Consider the following 17,740-nt stretch of genomic DNA (forward strand, 5'->3'; position numbering starts at 1 on the left):
GAACGTAACAAACCGCACGTCAACGTTGGCACCATCGGTCACGTTGACCATGGCAAGACCACTCTGACTGCTGCTCTGACCAAGGTCTGCTCCGAGACTTGGGGTGGCTCCGCTCGTGCGTTCGACCAGATCGACAACGCGCCGGAAGAGAAAGCCCGCGGTATCACCATCAACACCTCCCACGTTGAGTACGATTCCGCTGTTCGTCACTACGCTCACGTTGACTGCCCCGGTCACGCTGACTACGTGAAGAACATGATCACCGGTGCTGCGCAGATGGACGGCGCGATCCTGGTTTGCTCGGCTGCTGACGGCCCCATGCCGCAGACCCGCGAGCACATCCTGCTGTCCCGTCAGGTAGGTGTTCCTTACATCGTCGTGTTCCTGAACAAGGCCGACATGGTTGACGACGCCGAGCTGCTGGAACTGGTCGAAATGGAAGTTCGCGACCTGCTGAACACCTACGACTTCCCGGGCGACGACACTCCGATCATCATCGGTTCCGCTCTGATGGCCCTGGAAGGCAAGGACGACAACGAAATCGGCGTTTCCGCCGTTCGTAAGCTGGTTGAGACCCTGGACTCCTACATTCCGGAGCCGGTGCGCGCCATCGATCAGCCGTTCCTGCTGCCGATCGAAGACGTGTTCTCCATTTCCGGTCGTGGCACCGTGGTAACCGGCCGTGTTGAGCGTGGCATCGTCAAGGTTCAGGAAGAAGTCGAGATCGTCGGCATTCGTCCGACCACCAAGACCACCTGCACCGGCGTTGAAATGTTCCGCAAGCTGCTCGACGAAGGTCGTGCCGGTGAGAACGTTGGCGTCCTGCTGCGCGGCACCAAGCGTGACGACGTAGAGCGTGGTCAGGTTCTGGCCAAGCCGGGCACCATCAAGCCGCACACCAAGTTCGAGTGCGAAGTGTACGTGCTGTCCAAAGAAGAAGGTGGTCGTCACACCCCGTTCTTCAAAGGCTACCGTCCGCAGTTCTACTTCCGTACCACTGACGTGACCGGTAACTGCGAACTGCCGGAAGGCGTTGAGATGGTAATGCCGGGCGACAACATCAAGATGGTTGTCACCCTGATCGCTCCGATCGCCATGGAAGATGGCCTGCGCTTCGCGATCCGCGAAGGCGGCCGTACCGTTGGTGCCGGCGTTGTAGCCAAGATCATCGAATAACGACTTGATCTTGGTGTATCAGGCCGGCATAATGGTCGGCCTGACTTTGTTACAGGCCAGTAGCTCAATTGGCAGAGCGGCGGTCTCCAAAACCGCAGGTTGGGGGTTCGATTCCCTCCTGGCCTGCCAGATTCCACGAATGAGAATCTGGCATTTCTCTCACAGGATCTTAGCTGATGAATGCCAAGGCTGAAGCCAAAGAAACACGCTTCGACGTTCTGAAGTGGGTCGTTGTGGTGGCTCTTGTTGCTGTTGGCGTGGTCGGCAATCAGTATTTCTCCGCTGAGCCGATCCTGTACCGCGTTCTCGCGCTTCTTGCTCTTGCTGCTGTTGCCGCTGTTGTGGCTCTGCAGACCGCCAAGGGTCAGGCTTTCTTTGTTCTTGCCAAGGAAGCTCGCGCGGAAATTCGAAAGGTTGTTTGGCCGACCCGTCAGGAAACCACCCAGACCACTCTGATTGTTGTGGCTGTCGTGCTGGTAATGGCGCTGCTGTTGTGGGGGCTTGATACCCTGCTCGGCTGGCTTGTTTCGTTGATTGTTGGTTAATAGGTGCGCCGTGGCTAAGCGTTGGTACGTTGTGCATGCCTACTCGGGTTACGAGAAGCATGTCATGCGCTCGCTGATCGAGCGCGTCAAGCTGGCTGGCATGGAAGACGAGTTCGGCGAAATTCTGGTTCCCACCGAAGAGGTGGTGGAAATGCGTAATGGCCAGAAGCGCAAGAGCGAGCGTAAGTTCTTCCCTGGCTACGTGCTGGTTCAGATGGAAATGAATGAGGCGACGTGGCACCTGATCAAGGATACGCCGCGTGTCATGGGCTTTATCGGTGGTACTGCCGACAAGCCTGCGCCCATCACTGAAAAAGAAGCTGAAGCTATCCTGCGTCGTGTTGCTGACAGCGGTGACAAGCCCAAGCCGAAGACGCTGTTCGAGCCGGGTGAAACCGTTCGTGTTATCGACGGTCCGTTCGCTGACTTCAATGGCGTCGTCGAAGAGGTCAACTACGAGAAGAGCCGGATCCAGGTGGCCGTGCTCATCTTCGGTCGCTCTACCCCGGTAGAGCTGGAGTTCAGTCAGGTCGAGAAGGCTTAACTGACAATGGCATCCCAACCCCGCAGCCCTAGGTTGCGGGGTTTTGTCGTCACTGGGATAAACGCGAAAGCAATCGGGGAGCCTTAGGGCGCTAGAACCCGTAACTGGAGTTATACATGGCTAAGAAGATTCAAGCTTATATCAAGCTGCAAGTGAAGGCCGGTCAGGCCAACCCGTCGCCGCCGGTCGGCCCTGCTCTGGGTCAACACGGCGTGAACATCATGGAATTCTGCAAGGCGTTCAACGCCAAGACTCAGGGCATGGAACCTGGTCTGCCGACTCCCGTGATCATCACCGTATACAGCGACCGCAGCTTTACCTTTGAGACCAAGAGCACCCCGGCTTCCGTGCTGCTGAAAAAAGCGGCCGGTATTGCTAGCGGCTCCCCGCGTCCGAACACCCAGAAAGTAGGCACCGTTACCCGTGCTCAGCTGGAAGAGATCGCCAAAGCCAAGAAGGCTGATCTCACTGCAGCTGACCTGGACGCGGCCGTGCGTAGTATCGCCGGCTCCGCTCGTAGCATGGGCCTGAACGTGGAGGGTGTGTAATGGCTAAGCTGACCAAGCGCCAAAAGGCAATCGCCGAGAAAGTAGAAGCTGGCAAACAGTACGGCTTCGAAGACGCCGCCAAACTGCTGGCTGAGCTGGCGACCTCCAAGTTCAAAGAGTCCGTGGACGTCTCCATCAACCTGGGCGTCGATCCGCGTAAATCCGACCAGGTCGTTCGTGGTGCCACCGTTCTGCCGAACGGCACTGGCAGGAGCGTCCGCGTTGCCGTGTTCACCCAGGGTCCGGCTGCTGAAGCCGCTCTGGCTGCCGGCGCCGAGAAAGTTGGTATGGACGAGCTCGCTGCCGAGATGAAAGCCGGCGACCTGAACTACGACGTAGTTATCGCCTCCCCGGACGCGATGCGTGTCGTGGGTCAGTTGGGCCAGATCCTCGGTCCGCGCGGCCTGATGCCGAACCCGAAGGTTGGTACCGTGACTCCGGACGTGGCTACCGCCGTGAAGAACGCCAAGGCTGGTCAGGTGCGTTTCCGTACCGACAAGAACGGCATCATTCACGCTTCCGTTGGCAAGGTCGACTTCGAGCCGATCAAGCTGAAGCAGAACGTTGAAGCTCTGCTGGCTGATCTGAAGCGTCTGAAGCCGTCCACCTCCAAGGGTGTGTACCTGAAGCGCGTGACCCTGAGCACCACCATGGGCCCGGGTCTGCAGATCGATCAGGCTTCCCTCGAAGGCTAAGTGATAAAGGCGCGGCGGACTTATCCGTCGCGCCAGGTATTGGGGTCCCTGCCTGGCGGGGGCTATCCAAGACCGTAGGCGGCGCAAGCCTCAAACCGGGAAGCGATTTCCGAGCCTACGCAGATGGTGCTCCCGATTCGTTTACCGAATCAGACACCAAAACGCCGTCCGGCTCCGGCTGGACGAAACGGTAACATCCAGGAGTTAGACCCGTGGCAATTAAACTCGAAGACAAGAAGGCCATCGTCGCTGAAGTCAACGAGGCTGCCAAAGCTGGCCTGTCCGCTGTCGTGGCTGATGCCCGTGGCGTGACCGTAGCCGCTATGACCGGACTCCGTAAAGAGGCCCGCGAGGCTGGTGTGTACGTGCGTGTCGTACGTAACACCCTGGCTCGCCGCGCCGTTGCTGGCACTCAGTTCGAAGTGCTCAACGACGTGTTCAAAGGCCCGACCCTGATTGCGTTCTCCAATGAACATCCGGGCGCTGCTGCTCGTATCTTCAAGGATTTCGCCAAGGGTCAGGACAAGTTCGAGATCAAGGCCGCTGCATTCGAGGGCCAGTTCCTCGCAGCCAATCAGATCGACGTACTGGCGACCCTGCCGACCTACAACGAAGCCGTTGCACAGCTGATGAGCGTTATCCAAGGCGCTACCAGCAAGCTGGCTCGTACTCTGGCGGCAATTCGCGACCAGAAAGAAGGCGCTGCTGCCTGATCCAGGCCGCATAACCCTCTTTCAAGCTGAATCTTTCAAAATTCTGATGGCCGCGTAGGCCGTCCACCTATACAGGAATTAGAGTCATGGCTCTGACCAACGAAGACATCATCAACGCCGTATCCGAAATGTCCGTCATGCAGATCGTTGAACTGATCAAGGCGATGGAAGAGAAGTTCGGTGTTACCGCTGCTGCTGCCGTTGCCGCTGGCCCGGCTGCTGCCGCTGCTGTCGTTGAAGAACAAACCGAGTTCAACATCATCCTGACCGAAGCCGGCGACAAGAAAGTGAACGTCATCAAAGTCGTTCGCGAACTGACCGGTCTGGGTCTGAAAGAAGCCAAGGCAGTAGTTGACGGCGCCCCGGGCGTGGTCAAGGAAGGCGCTTCCAAGGAAGAAGCCGAAGCTGCCAAGAAAGCTCTGGAAGAAGCTGGCGCCAAAGTCGAGCTCAAGTAAGCGACGACCTTGCGTCAACAGCCGAAGCGCTTCGCGCAAGGCTGACGGCTGGTGGCTTTTGCCACCGGCCTTTTTCCGTTCTAGGTGGTTGTCTCCTGACGCCACCTTGGACGTGACCCGACCCCTATTGAGGGGCGGAGCAAACCAAGGGGTTTGCACGATTTTCTGGCTACTCCCGTCGGAGGGGCCAAACAAGCAGGTGACCAAGCTGGGGAACGCTGATGGCTTACTCATACACTGAGAAAAAACGTATCCGCAAAGACTTTAGCAAGTTGCCGGACGTCATGGATGTACCTTACCTCCTGGCCATCCAGCTGGATTCGTATCGCGAATTCCTGCAGGCCGGAGTTAGCAAAGAGCAATTCCGTGACATCGGCCTGCACGCGGCCTTCAAGTCTGTTTTCCCGATCATCAGCTATTCCGGCAACGCTGCTCTGGAATATGTCGGCTATCGCCTGGGCGAGCCGGCGTTCGATGTCAAGGAATGCGTGCTGCGCGGCGTGACCTTCGCCGTGCCGCTGCGGGTAAAAGTCCGTCTGATCATCTTCGACAAAGAGTCGTCGAACAAAGCGATCAAGGACATCAAGGAACAAGAAGTCTACATGGGGGAAATCCCCCTGATGACCGAGAACGGTACCTTCATCATCAACGGTACCGAGCGCGTCATCGTCTCCCAGCTGCACCGCTCTCCGGGTGTGTTCTTCGACCACGACCGTGGCAAGACCCACAGCTCGGGCAAGCTGCTGTACTCCGCTCGCATCATTCCCTACCGCGGTTCCTGGCTGGACTTCGAGTTCGATCCGAAGGACTGCGTATTCGTGCGTATCGACCGTCGCCGCAAACTGCCGGCCACCGTCCTGCTGCGCGCGTTGAACTACAGCACTGAAGAAGTGCTGAACGCCTTCTATGCAACCAACGTCTTCCACGTGAAGGGCGAAGGTCTGCACCTGGAACTGGTTCCGCAGCGTCTGCGTGGCGAGATCGCCGTGTTCGACATCAAGGACCAGAACGGCAAGGTGATCGTGGAGCAGGGCCGTCGTATTACCGCCCGCCACATCAACCAGCTGGAGAAGGCTGGCATCAAAGAGCTGGAAGTCCCGATGGACTACGTGCTTGGCCGTACCTCCGCCAAGGCCATCGTCCATCCGGCTACTGGCGAAATCATCGCCGAGTGCAACACCGAGCTGACCACCGACCTGCTGGTGAAAATCGCCAAGGCCCAGGTTGTCCGCATCGAAACCCTGTACACCAACGACATCGACTGCGGTCCGTTCATTTCGGACACCCTGAAGATCGACTCCACCGGCAACCAGCTGGAAGCCCTGGTCGAGATCTACCGCATGATGCGTCCTGGCGAGCCGCCGACCAAGGAAGCTGCCGAAACCCTGTTCAACAACCTGTTCTTCAGCGCTGAGCGTTACGATCTGTCCGCCGTGGGCCGCATGAAGTTCAACCGTCGTATCGGTCGCACCGAGATCGAAGGTTCGGGCGTGTTGAGCAAGGAAGACATCGTTGACGTACTGAAGACCCTGGTCGACATCCGTAACGGCAAGGGCATCGTCGACGACATCGACCACCTGGGTAACCGTCGCGTGCGTTGCGTCGGTGAGATGGCCGAGAACCAGTTCCGTGTTGGCCTGGTGCGCGTCGAGCGCGCGGTCAAGGAACGTCTGTCGATGGCCGAAAGCGAAGGCCTGATGCCGCAAGACCTGATCAACGCCAAGCCGGTGGCTGCCGCGATCAAGGAGTTCTTCGGCTCCAGCCAGCTGTCCCAGTTCATGGACCAGAACAACCCGCTTTCCGAGATCACCCACAAGCGCCGCGTTTCCGCACTCGGCCCAGGCGGTCTGACTCGTGAGCGCGCGGGCTTCGAGGTTCGTGACGTACACCCGACCCACTATGGCCGTGTGTGCCCGATCGAAACCCCTGAAGGTCCGAACATCGGTCTGATCAACTCCCTGGCGACCTATGCTCGCACCAACCAGTACGGCTTCCTCGAGAGCCCGTACCGCGTTGTGAAGGGCACCCAGGTCACCGACGAGATCGTCTTCCTCTCCGCCATCGAAGAGGCCGACCACGTCATCGCTCAGGCATCGGCAACGATGAACGAGCAGGGCCAACTGGTCGACGAACTGGTAGCCGTACGTCACCTGAACGAATTCACCGTGAAGGCGCCGGAAGACGTAACCCTGATGGACGTCTCTCCGAAGCAGGTCGTTTCCGTTGCTGCCTCGCTGATTCCGTTCCTCGAACACGACGACGCCAACCGCGCACTCATGGGCTCGAACATGCAGCGTCAGGCAGTGCCGACCCTGCGTGCCGACAAGCCTCTGGTAGGTACCGGCATGGAGCGCAACGTTGCGCGCGACTCCGGTGTCTGCGTCGTGGCCCGTCGTGGCGGCGTGATCGACTCGGTCGATGCCAGCCGTATCGTGGTTCGTGTCAACGATGACGAAGTCGAGACTGGCGAAGCCGGCGTCGACATCTACAACCTGACCAAATACACCCGTTCCAACCAGAACACCTGCATCAACCAGCGTCCGCTGGTGCAGAAGGGTGATGTGGTCGCTCGCGCCGACATCCTCGCCGACGGTCCGTCCACCGACATGGGTGAACTCGCTCTGGGTCAGAACATGCGCGTCGCGTTCATGCCCTGGAACGGTTTCAACTTCGAGGACTCCATCTGCCTGTCCGAGCGTGTGGTGCAGGAAGATCGCTTCACCACCATCCACATCCAGGAACTGACCTGTGTGGCGCGTGACACCAAGCTCGGCCCAGAGGAAATCACCGCTGACATCCCCAACGTGGGCGAGGCTGCGCTGAACAAACTGGACGAGGCCGGTATCGTTTACGTCGGTGCTGAAGTCCAGGCAGGCGACATCCTGGTCGGCAAGGTCACTCCGAAAGGCGAGACCCAGCTGACTCCGGAAGAGAAGCTGCTGCGCGCGATCTTCGGTGAGAAGGCGTCCGACGTGAAGGACACTTCCCTGCGCGTGCCGACTGGCACCAAGGGCACCGTAATCGACGTCCAGGTCTTCACTCGTGACGGCGTCGAGCGTGACTCCCGCGCGCTGTCCATCGAGAAGATGCAGCTCGACGAGATCCGCAAGGACCTGAACGAAGAGTTCCGTATCGTCGAAGGCGCTACCTTCGAGCGTCTGCGTTCCGCTCTGGTCGGCCAAGTTGCCGAAGGCGGTGCTGGCGTGAAGAAAGGCACCGAGATCACCGACGAGTACCTCGACGGCCTCGAGCGCGGCCAGTGGTTCAAGCTGCGCATGGCTGAAGACGCACTGAACGAGCAGCTCGAGAAGGCTCAGGCCTACCTGTCCGACCGTCGCCAGATGCTGGATGACAAGTTCGAAGACAAGAAGCGCAAGCTGCAGCAGGGCGACGACCTGGCTCCGGGCGTACTGAAGATCGTCAAGGTCTACCTGGCCATCAAGCGTCGTATCCAGCCGGGCGACAAGATGGCGGGTCGTCACGGTAACAAGGGTGTGGTCTCCGTGATCATGCCGGTCGAAGACATGCCCCACGATGCCAATGGCACTCCGGTGGACATCGTCCTCAACCCGCTGGGCGTACCGTCTCGTATGAACGTCGGTCAGATCCTCGAAACCCACCTGGGCCTCGCTGCCAAGGGCCTGGGCGAGAAGATCAACCGCATGATGGAAGAGCAGCGCAAGATTGCTGAACTGCGCGAATTCCTCCATGAGATCTACAACGAGATCGGTGGCCGTCAGGAAAGCCTGAACGAGCTGAGCGACCAGGAAATCCTGGACCTGGCGAAGAACCTGAAGGGCGGCGTACCCATGGCCACCCCGGTGTTCGACGGCGCCAAGGAAAGCGAGATCAAGGCCATGCTGAAGCTCGCCGACCTGCCGGAAAGCGGTCAGATGCGCCTGTTCGACGGCCGTACCGGCAATCAGTTCGAGCGTCCGACCACCGTCGGCTACATGTACATGCTCAAGCTGAACCACCTGGTCGACGACAAGATGCACGCACGTTCCACCGGTTCTTACAGCCTGGTTACCCAGCAGCCGCTGGGTGGTAAGGCGCAGTTCGGTGGCCAGCGTTTCGGGGAGATGGAGGTCTGGGCACTGGAAGCCTACGGTGCCGCCTACACCCTGCAGGAAATGCTGACCGTGAAGTCGGACGACGTGAACGGCCGGACCAAGATGTACAAGAACATCGTGGACGGCGATCACCGCATGGAGGCCGGCATGCCCGAGTCCTTCAACGTGTTGATCAAAGAGATCCGCTCGCTCGGCATCGACATCGAACTGGAAACCGAATAACACGCGACGCCCAAAACGCTACGGCTGGTCAAGGCCGGTCGTAGCGGGTCCGTGAGGAGGAAAGGCCTTGAAAGACTTGCTGAATCTGTTGAAAAACCAGGGTCAAATCGAAGAGTTCGATGCCATCCGTATTGGTCTGGCCTCGCCCGAGATGATCCGTTCCTGGTCCTTCGGTGAAGTGAAAAAGCCGGAGACCATCAACTACCGTACCTTCAAGCCGGAGCGCGATGGCCTGTTCTGCGCCAAGATCTTCGGCCCGGTGAAGGACTACGAGTGCCTGTGCGGTAAGTACAAGCGTCTCAAGCATCGCGGTGTGATCTGCGAGAAGTGCGGTGTAGAAGTCGCCCTGGCCAAGGTGCGCCGTGAGCGCATGGGCCACATCGAGCTGGCTTCGCCCGTTGCCCACATCTGGTTCCTGAAGTCCCTGCCGTCCCGTATCGGCCTGCTGCTGGACATGACCCTGCGTGACATCGAACGCGTGCTCTATTTCGAGAGCTACGTGGTGATCGATCCGGGCATGACCACCTTGGAGAAAGGCCAGCTGCTGAACGACGAGCAGTACTTCGAAGCCCTCGAAGAGTTCGGTGATGACTTCGACGCCCGCATGGGTGCCGAGGCTGTTCGCGAGCTGCTCAACGCCATCGACCTGGATCATGAGATCGGCCGCCTGCGCGAAGAAATCCCGCAGACCAATTCCGAGACCAAGATCAAGAAGCTGTCCAAGCGCCTGAAGCTGATGGAAGCCTTCAAGGACTCCGGCAACCATCCCGAGTGGATGGTGCTGACTGTCCTGCCGGTGCTGCCGCCGGACCTGCGTCCGCTGGTTCCGCTGGATGGCGGTCGCTTCGCGACTTCCGACCTGAACGACCTGTATCGTCGGGTGATCAACCGTAACAACCGTCTGAAGCGCCTGCTCGACCTGGCTGCTCCGGACATCATCGTGCGTAACGAAAAGCGCATGCTGCAGGAAGCGGTCGACGCCCTGCTGGACAACGGCCGTCGTGGTCGTGCCATCACCGGCTCGAACAAGCGCCCGCTGAAGTCCCTGGCCGACATGATCAAGGGCAAGCAGGGTCGCTTCCGTCAGAACCTGCTCGGTAAGCGCGTTGACTACTCCGGCCGTTCGGTAATTACCGTAGGTCCGACCCTGCGTCTGCATCAGTGCGGTCTGCCCAAGAAGATGGCCCTCGAGCTGTTCAAGCCGTTCATCTTCGGCAAGCTGGAAGCCCGCGGCATGGCCACCACCATCAAGGCGGCCAAGAAGATGGTCGAGCGCGAACTGCCCGAGGTCTGGGACGTTCTCGCCGAAGTCATCCGCGAACATCCCGTACTGCTGAACCGCGCGCCGACCCTGCACCGTCTGGGTATCCAAGCGTTCGAACCAGTCCTCATCGAAGGCAAGGCCATCCAGCTGCACCCGCTGGTCTGCGCCGCGTACAACGCCGACTTCGACGGTGACCAGATGGCCGTTCACGTTCCGCTGACCCTCGAGGCCCAGCTGGAAGCGCGCGCGCTGATGATGTCCACCAACAACATCCTCTCGCCTGCCAACGGCGAGCCGATCATCGTTCCGTCGCAGGACGTGGTTCTGGGTCTGTACTACATGACCCGGGAAGCCGTTAATGCCAAGGGCGAAGGTCGCGTGTTCGCAGACCTGCAGGAAGTTGACCGCGTGTTCCGCGCCGGTGAAGCGTCCCTGCACGCCCGCGTGAAAGTGCGCATCAACGAGACCGTGAAGGACAAGGACGGCTCCATCACCAAGAACACCCGCATCGTCGACACCACTGTCGGCCGCGCGCTGCTGTTCCAGGTGGTCCCGGCCGGCCTGTCGTACGACGTGGTCAACCAGCCGATGAAGAAAAAGGCGATCTCCAAGCTGATCAACCAGTGCTATCGCGTTGTTGGTCTGAAGGACACCGTCATCTTCGCTGACCAGCTGATGTACACCGGTTTCGCCTACTCCACCATTTCCGGTGTTTCCATCGGTGTGAACGACTTCGTCATCCCCGATGAGAAGGCTCGCATCATCGATGCCGCTACCGAGGAAGTGAAGGAAATCGAATCCCAGTACGCCTCCGGCCTGGTAACCCAGGGCGAGAAGTACAACAAGGTGATCGACCTCTGGTCCAAGGCTAACGACGAAGTGTCCAAGGCGATGATGGCCAACCTCTCGAAAGAGAAGGTTATCGATCGCGAGGGCAAGGAAGTCGACCAGGAATCCTTCAACTCCATGTACATGATGGCGGACTCCGGTGCGCGGGGTTCCGCGGCCCAGATCCGTCAGTTGGCCGGTATGCGTGGCCTGATGGCCAAGCCGGACGGCTCCATCATTGAAACCCCGATCACCGCGAACTTCCGTGAAGGCCTGAACGTACTCCAGTACTTCATCTCCACGCACGGTGCTCGTAAAGGTCTGGCGGATACCGCACTGAAGACCGCGAACTCCGGTTACCTGACTCGTCGTCTGGTCGACGTCGCCCAGGACCTGGTAGTGACCGAGGTTGATTGTGGCACCGAGCACGGTCTGCTGATGACCCCGCACATCGAAGGCGGCGACGTCGTCGAGCCTCTGGGTGAGCGAGTACTGGGCCGTGTCATTGCCCGTGACGTGTTCAAGCCGGGCTCCGATGAAGTCATCGTGCCGGCCGGTACTCTGGTCGATGAGCAGTGGGTTGAATTCATCGAGCGCATGAGCGTCGACGAAGTGATCGTGCGTTCCCCGATCAGCTGCGAAACCCGTTACGGCATCTGCGCCAAGTGCTACGGTCGTGACCTGGCGCGTGGCCACCAGGTAAACATCGGTGAAGCGGTCGGCGTAATTGCTGCCCAGTCCATCGGTGAGCCGGGTACCCAGCTGACCATGCGTACCTTCCACATCGGTGGTGCGGCTAGCCGTACTTCCGCAGCCGACAACGTCCAGGTGAAGAACGGCGGTACCATCCGCCTGCATAACCTGAAGCACGTCGAGAACCTCAACGGCCATCTGGTTGCCGTATCCCGTTCCGGCGAGCTGGCCGTGGCCGACGACTTCGGTCGCGAGCGCGAGCGTTACAAGCTGCCGTATGGTGCTGTGATCTCCGTCAAGGAAGGCGACAAGGTTGATCCGGGCGCCATCGTTGCCAAGTGGGACCCGCACACCCACCCGATCGTGACCGAAATGAAGGGTACCGTTACCTTCGTCGGCATGGAGGAAGGCATCACCATCAAGCGTCAGACCGACGAACTGACCGGTCTGACCAACATCGAGGTTCTGGATCCGAAGGATCGTCCGGCTGCCGGCAAGGACATTCGTCCGGCCGTGAAGCTGGTCGACGCCAATGGCAAGGAACTGCTGCTGCCGGGTACCGACGTTCCCGCCCAGTACTTCCTGCCGGCGAACGCCCTGGTTGGCGTGGCCGACGGTTCGCAAGTGGGTGTGGGTGACGTTATCGCCCGTATTCCGCAGGAAACCTCGAAGACCCGCGACATCACCGGTGGTCTGCCGCGCGTTGCCGACCTGTTCGAAGCTCGTCGTCCGAAAGAGCCTTCGATCCTTGCGGAAATCAGCGGCACCATCTCCTTCGGCAAGGAGACCAAAGGCAAGCGCCGTCTGGTCATCACTCCGAACGATGGCACCGATCCGTACGAGGAGCTGATTCCGAAGTGGCGTCACCTGAACGTGTTCGAAGGCGAACAGGTGAACCGCGGCGAAGTTATCTCCGACGGTCCGAGCAACCCGCACGACATCCTGCGCCTGCTGGGTGTCAGCGCGCTGGCCAAGTACATCGTCAATGAGATCCAGGACGTGTACCGCCTGCAGGGCGTGAAGATCAACGACAAGCACATCGAAACCATCCTGCGTCAGATGCTGCGCAAGGTCGAGATTGCCGAGTCGGGTGATTCCAGCTTCATCAAGGGCGACCAGATGGAACTGACCCAGGTACTGGAAGAAAACGAGCGTCTGGCGACCGAAGATCGCTTCATCGCCAAGTTCGAACGCGTCCTGCTGGGTATCACCAAGGCCTCGCTGTCCACCGAGTCGTTCATCTCTGCGGCGTCCTTCCAGGAAACCACCCGCGTCCTCACCGAGGCGGCGGTTACCGGCAAGCGCGACTACCTGCGCGGCCTGAAGGAAAACGTTGTTGTGGGTCGACTGATCCCGGCCGGTACCGGTCTGGCCTACCACAGCGAGCGCAAGCGTCAGCGTGAAGCCGGCAAGCCGGTCCGCGTGAGCGCGAGCGAAGTGGAAGCAGCGCTGACCGAAGCGCTGAACTCCAGCAGCAACTAAGTGTGATACCCCCCGGCGGCCTTGGCCGTCGGGGGGTATTGCCTTGACGGGGACATTGAGTCTCTTTAGACTCATGCACCCCTAAATTTGGCAGGGCGCTATGCCCTGTCATTTTGCTTTCTTTGTAAGGCAATAGCGTCGAAAGACAACAGTGGAGCAATTAGATGGCAACTATTAACCAGCTGGTGCGTAAGCCGCGCAGCCGTATCGTCGAGAAATCCGACGTACCTGCGCTGCAAAACTGCCCGCAGCGTCGCGGCGTTTGCACCCGCGTCTACACCACTACGCCGAAGAAGCCGAACTCCGCACTCCGTAAGGTTTGCCGTGTTCGTCTGACCAACGGCTACGAAGTGACTTCGTACATCGGTGGTGAAGGTCACAACCTGCAAGAGCACAGCGTAGTGCTGATCCGTGGCGGTCGTGTAAAGGACCTTCCGGGTGTGCGTTACCACACCGTGCGCGGTTCGCTGGATACCACCGGCGTTAAAGACCGTAAGCAGGGTCGTTCCAAGTACGGTACCAAGCGTCCGAAGTAATTCGGTGCTTAATCAGTTTTTTTATTCATTGAGTCGATAAGAGTAAGGTCGGGCGTAACCGAATGGTTATGGTCCCGGGCTAACCTGAAGACCGTTTGAGGGCTTATCAATGCCAAGACGTCGTGTAGCAGCCAAGCGTGAGATTCTGGACGATCCGAAATACGGAAGCCTGATCCTCGCCAAGTTCATGAACCACGTGATGGAAAGCGGCAAGAAGGCCGTAGCCGAGCGCATCGTTTACGGTGCCCTGGATACCGTCAAATCCCGCAAGAACAGCGATCCCCTGGAAATCTTCGAGAAAGCTCTCGACGCCATCGCTCCGCTGGTCGAAGTAAAGTCCCGCCGTGTAGGCGGTGCCACTTACCAGGTTCCGGTCGAAGTTCGTCCGTCCCGTCGTAATGCTCTGGCCATGCGTTGGCTGGTTGAGTCCGCGCGCAAGCGTGGCGAGAAGTCCATGGCCCTGCGCCTGGCAGGCGAGCTGCTGGATGCCTTCGATGGCAAAGGCGCTGCTGTCAAGAAGCGTGAAGACGTGCACCGTATGGCTGAGGCCAACAAAGCGTTCTCGCACTACCGCTTCTAATTACGGCATCCATTCTTTTGCGAGGGCTTTATGGCTCGTAATACAGCAATTAACCGCTATCGCAACATCGGCATCTGCGCCCACGTTGACGCGGGCAAGACCACCACGACTGAGCGCATCCTGTTCTACACAGGCCTGAGCCACAAGATGGGTGAAGTTCACGATGGCGCTGCTACCACCGACTGGATGGTGCAGGAGCAGGAGCGTGGTATTACCATTACCTCTGCTGCCATCACCACCTTCTGGGAAGGTTCGCGTGGTCAGTACGACAAGTACCGCGTAAACGTCATCGACACCCCCGGCCACGTAGACTTCACCATTGAGGTGGAGCGTTCTCTGCGCGTGCTGGACGGTGCTGTCGTTGTGTTCTGCGGCACTTCCGGCGTTGAGCCTCAGTCCGAAACCGTATGGCGTCAAGCCAACAAGTACGGCGTTCCGCGTATCGTCTACGTGAACAAGATGGACCGTGCTGGCGCCAACTTCCTGCGCGTGGTCGGCCAGATCAAGAACCGCCTGGGTCACACCCCGGTTCCGGTTCAGTTGGCCATCGGTGCTGAGGATGAGTTCCAGGGTCAGGTCGATCTGCTGAAGATGAAGGCCATCTACTGGAACGAAGACGACAAGGGCACTTCCTATCGCGAGGAAGAAATTCCTGCGGATATGGTTGAGCTGGCCGCCGAGTGGCGCAACAACATGGTCGAGGCTGCTGCCGAAGCCAACGAAGAGCTGATGAACAAGTACCTGGAAGAGGGTGAGCTGTCGATCGAAGAGATCAAGGCTGGCCTGCGTCTTCGTACCATCGCCTGCGAAATCGTACCGGCTGTCTGCGGCTCCTCGTTCAAGAACAAGGGCGTGCCCCTGGTTCTCGACGCCGTCATCGACTTCCTGCCTGCTCCGACCGAGATCCCTGCAATCCAGGGTATCCACCCGGATCACATTGACGGCGGCGACGACGCTCCGAAAGACGAGCGCCCGGCTGACGACAATGCTCCGTTCTCGGCTCTGGCATTCAAGATCGCCACTGACCCGTTCGTAGGTACTCTGACCTTCGTTCGTGTCTACTCGGGCGTTCTGGAGTCTGGTAACTCCGTTATCAACTCCGTGAAAGGTAAGAAAGAGCGCGTTGGTCGTATGGTGCAGATGCACGCCAACCAGCGTGACGAGATCAAAGAAGTGCGCGCTGGCGACATCGCTGCTCTGATCGGCATGAAGGACGTCACCACTGGTGACACCCTGTGCGACATCGAGAAGCCGATCATCCTCGAGCGTATGGACTTCCCGGAGCCGGTAATCTCGGTAGCTGTTGAGCCGAAGACCAAGGCTGACCAGGAGAAGATGGGCATCGCCCTCGGCAAGCTGGCCCAGGAAGACCCGTCGTTCCGCGTCAAGACCGACGAAGAGACCGGTCAGACCATCATTTCTGGCATGGGTGAGCTGCACCTGGACATCCTCGTCGACCGCATGAAGCGCGAGTTCGGCGTTGAGGCCAACATCGGCAAGCCGCAGGTTTCCTATCGCGAAACCATCTCCAAGGACAATGTCGAGATCGAAGGCAAGTTCGTTCGTCAGTCCGGTGGTCGTGGTCAGTTCGGTCACTGCTGGATCCGCTTCTCCTCCGCTGACGTGGATGAGAAGGGCAACATCGCCGAAGGTCTGGTGTTCACCAACGAAGTCGTGGGTGGTGTGATTCCGAAGGAATACATCCCGGCGATCCAGAAGGGCATCGAAGAGCAGATGAAGAACGGCGTTGTTGCCGGCTACCCGCTCATCGGCCTGAAGGCTTCCGTGTTCGATGGTTCCTACCACGACGTCGACTCCAACGAGATGGCGTTCAAGATCGCTGCCTCCATGGCGACCAAGCAGCTGGCCCAGAAGGGCGGCGGTAAAGTGCTTGAGCCGATCATGAAGGTAGAGGTGGTGACCCCCGAGGACTACATGGGTGACGTGATGGGTGACCTGAACCGTCGCCGTGGCCTGATTCAGGGGATGGAAGACAGCGTTTCCGGTAAGGTAATTCGTGCCGAGGTTCCGCTGGGCGAGATGTTCGGTTATGCGACCGACGTGCGTTCCATGTCCCAGGGTCGCGCGAGCTACTCCATGGAATTCTCCAAATACGCCGAAGCTCCGTCGAACGTCGTCGAAGCACTGGTTAAAAAACAAGGTTGATTCAGCCCTTTAAGTAAGAGGTTTACTGTCGTGGCTAAAGAAAAATTTGAACGTAACAAACCGCACGTCAACGTTGGCACCATCGGTCACGTTGACCATGGCAAGACCACTCTGACTGCTGCTCTGACCAAGGTCTGCTCCGAGACTTGGGGTGGCTCCGCTCGTGCGTTCGACCAGATCGACAACGCGCCGGAAGAGAAAGCCCGCGGTATCACCATCAACACCTCCCACGTTGAGTACGATTCCGCTGTTCGTCACTACGCTCACGTTGACTGCCCCGGTCACGCTGACTACGTGAAGAACATGATCACCGGTGCTGCGCAGATGGACGGCGCGATCCTGGTTTGCTCGGCTGCTGACGGCCCCATGCCGCAGACCCGCGAGCACATCCTGCTGTCCCGTCAGGTAGGTGTTCCTTACATCGTCGTGTTCCTGAACAAGGCCGACATGGTTGACGACGCCGAGCTGCTGGAACTGGTCGAAATGGAAGTTCGCGACCTGCTGAACACCTACGACTTCCCGGGCGACGACACTCCGATCATCATCGGTTCCGCTCTGATGGCCCTGGAAGGCAAGGACGACAACGAAATCGGCGTTTCCGCCGTTCGTAAGCTGGTTGAGACCCTGGACTCCTACATTCCGGAGCCGGTGCGCGCCATCGATCAGCCGTTCCTGCTGCCGATCGAAGACGTGTTCTCCATTTCCGGTCGTGGCACCGTGGTAACCGGCCGTGTTGAGCGTGGCATCGTCAAGGTTCAGGAAGAAGTCGAGATCGTCGGCATTCGTCCGACCACCAAGACCACCTGCACCGGCGTTGAAATGTTCCGCAAGCTGCTCGACGAAGGTCGTGCCGGTGAGAACGTTGGCGTCCTGCTGCGCGGCACCAAGCGTGACGACGTAGAGCGTGGTCAGGTTCTGGCCAAGCCGGGCACCATCAAGCCGCACACCAAGTTCGAGTGCGAAGTGTACGTGCTGTCCAAAGAAGAAGGTGGTCGTCACACCCCGTTCTTCAAAGGCTACCGTCCGCAGTTCTACTTCCGTACCACTGACGTGACCGGTAACTGCGAACTGCCGGAAGGCGTTGAGATGGTAATGCCGGGCGACAACATCAAGATGGTTGTCACCCTGATCGCTCCGATCGCCATGGAAGATGGCCTGCGCTTCGCGATCCGCGAAGGCGGCCGTACCGTTGGTGCCGGCGTTGTAGCCAAGATCATCGA

General features: G+C 59.2%; 13 protein-coding genes and 1 tRNA gene. All 14 read left to right on the plus strand.

The window, feature by feature from the left end; genetic code table 11:
- Window positions 1–1,176: elongation factor Tu (tuf, locus tag DM872_RS13090; RefSeq protein ID WP_179059905.1), on the plus strand; the 1,176-nt coding region annotated here is incomplete at its 5' end.
- Window positions 1,177–1,229: 53 nt separating this feature from the next.
- Window positions 1,230–1,305 (plus strand) — tRNA-Trp (locus DM872_RS13095).
- A gap of 47 nt (window positions 1,306–1,352) precedes the next feature.
- On the plus strand, window positions 1,353–1,721 hold the full coding sequence (gene secE / locus DM872_RS13100; RefSeq protein ID WP_151131566.1) for a preprotein translocase subunit SecE: 369 nt from the start codon (window positions 1,353–1,355) through the stop codon (window positions 1,719–1,721).
- Window positions 1,722–1,731: 10 nt separating this feature from the next.
- Complete coding sequence (nusG, locus tag DM872_RS13105) at window positions 1,732–2,265, plus strand: transcription termination/antitermination protein NusG (RefSeq protein WP_028630537.1); 534 nt, start codon at window positions 1,732–1,734, stop codon at window positions 2,263–2,265.
- Between the two features lie 116 nt (window positions 2,266–2,381).
- Window positions 2,382–2,813, plus strand: a complete 432-nt coding sequence (gene rplK / locus DM872_RS13110) for a 50S ribosomal protein L11 (RefSeq protein WP_179059906.1) — start codon at window positions 2,382–2,384, stop codon at window positions 2,811–2,813.
- The gene (rplA, locus tag DM872_RS13115) at window positions 2,813–3,508 is read left to right on the plus strand and encodes a 50S ribosomal protein L1 (RefSeq protein ID WP_016490523.1); all 696 of its coding nucleotides are present in this window, start codon (window positions 2,813–2,815) and stop codon (window positions 3,506–3,508) included. The genes rplK and rplA overlap by 1 nt, the downstream gene beginning before the upstream one ends.
- A 212-nt stretch (window positions 3,509–3,720) precedes the next feature.
- Entirely contained in the window at window positions 3,721–4,221 is a 501-nt protein-coding gene (gene rplJ, locus DM872_RS13120) for a 50S ribosomal protein L10 (protein WP_077525954.1), read from the plus strand.
- An 86-nt stretch (window positions 4,222–4,307) separates the two neighbouring features.
- The gene (gene rplL, locus DM872_RS13125) at window positions 4,308–4,676 is read left to right on the plus strand and encodes a 50S ribosomal protein L7/L12 (RefSeq protein ID WP_077525955.1); all 369 of its coding nucleotides are present in this window, start codon (window positions 4,308–4,310) and stop codon (window positions 4,674–4,676) included.
- A 221-nt stretch (window positions 4,677–4,897) separates the two neighbouring features.
- Window positions 4,898–8,971, plus strand: a complete 4,074-nt coding sequence (rpoB, locus tag DM872_RS13130) for a DNA-directed RNA polymerase subunit beta (RefSeq protein ID WP_179059907.1) — start codon at window positions 4,898–4,900, stop codon at window positions 8,969–8,971.
- Between the two features lie 67 nt (window positions 8,972–9,038).
- Window positions 9,039–13,238 (plus strand): DNA-directed RNA polymerase subunit beta', encoded by a 4,200-nt coding sequence (gene rpoC, locus DM872_RS13135; protein ID WP_179059908.1) that lies wholly within the window; start codon window positions 9,039–9,041, stop codon window positions 13,236–13,238.
- 164 nt (window positions 13,239–13,402) lie between these two features.
- Window positions 13,403–13,774: a 30S ribosomal protein S12 gene (rpsL, locus tag DM872_RS13140; protein ID WP_003448708.1), complete on the plus strand. Its 372-nt coding sequence runs from the start codon at window positions 13,403–13,405 to the stop codon at window positions 13,772–13,774.
- Between the two features lie 109 nt (window positions 13,775–13,883).
- Window positions 13,884–14,354 (plus strand): 30S ribosomal protein S7, encoded by a 471-nt coding sequence (rpsG, locus tag DM872_RS13145; protein ID WP_003448710.1) that lies wholly within the window; start codon window positions 13,884–13,886, stop codon window positions 14,352–14,354.
- A 30-nt stretch (window positions 14,355–14,384) separates the two neighbouring features.
- Window positions 14,385–16,520, plus strand: coding sequence for an elongation factor G (gene fusA, locus DM872_RS13150; protein WP_179059909.1), 2,136 nt, complete (start codon window positions 14,385–14,387; stop codon window positions 16,518–16,520).
- Window positions 16,521–16,550: 30 nt separating this feature from the next.
- Window positions 16,551–17,740 (plus strand): elongation factor Tu (gene tuf, locus DM872_RS13155; protein ID WP_179059910.1); only part of this gene is annotated, 1,190 nt, incomplete at its 3' end.

Source organism: Pseudomonas taiwanensis, assembly GCF_013393345.1.
Taxonomy (GTDB): Bacteria; Pseudomonadota; Gammaproteobacteria; order Pseudomonadales; family Pseudomonadaceae; genus Metapseudomonas; species Metapseudomonas resinovorans_C.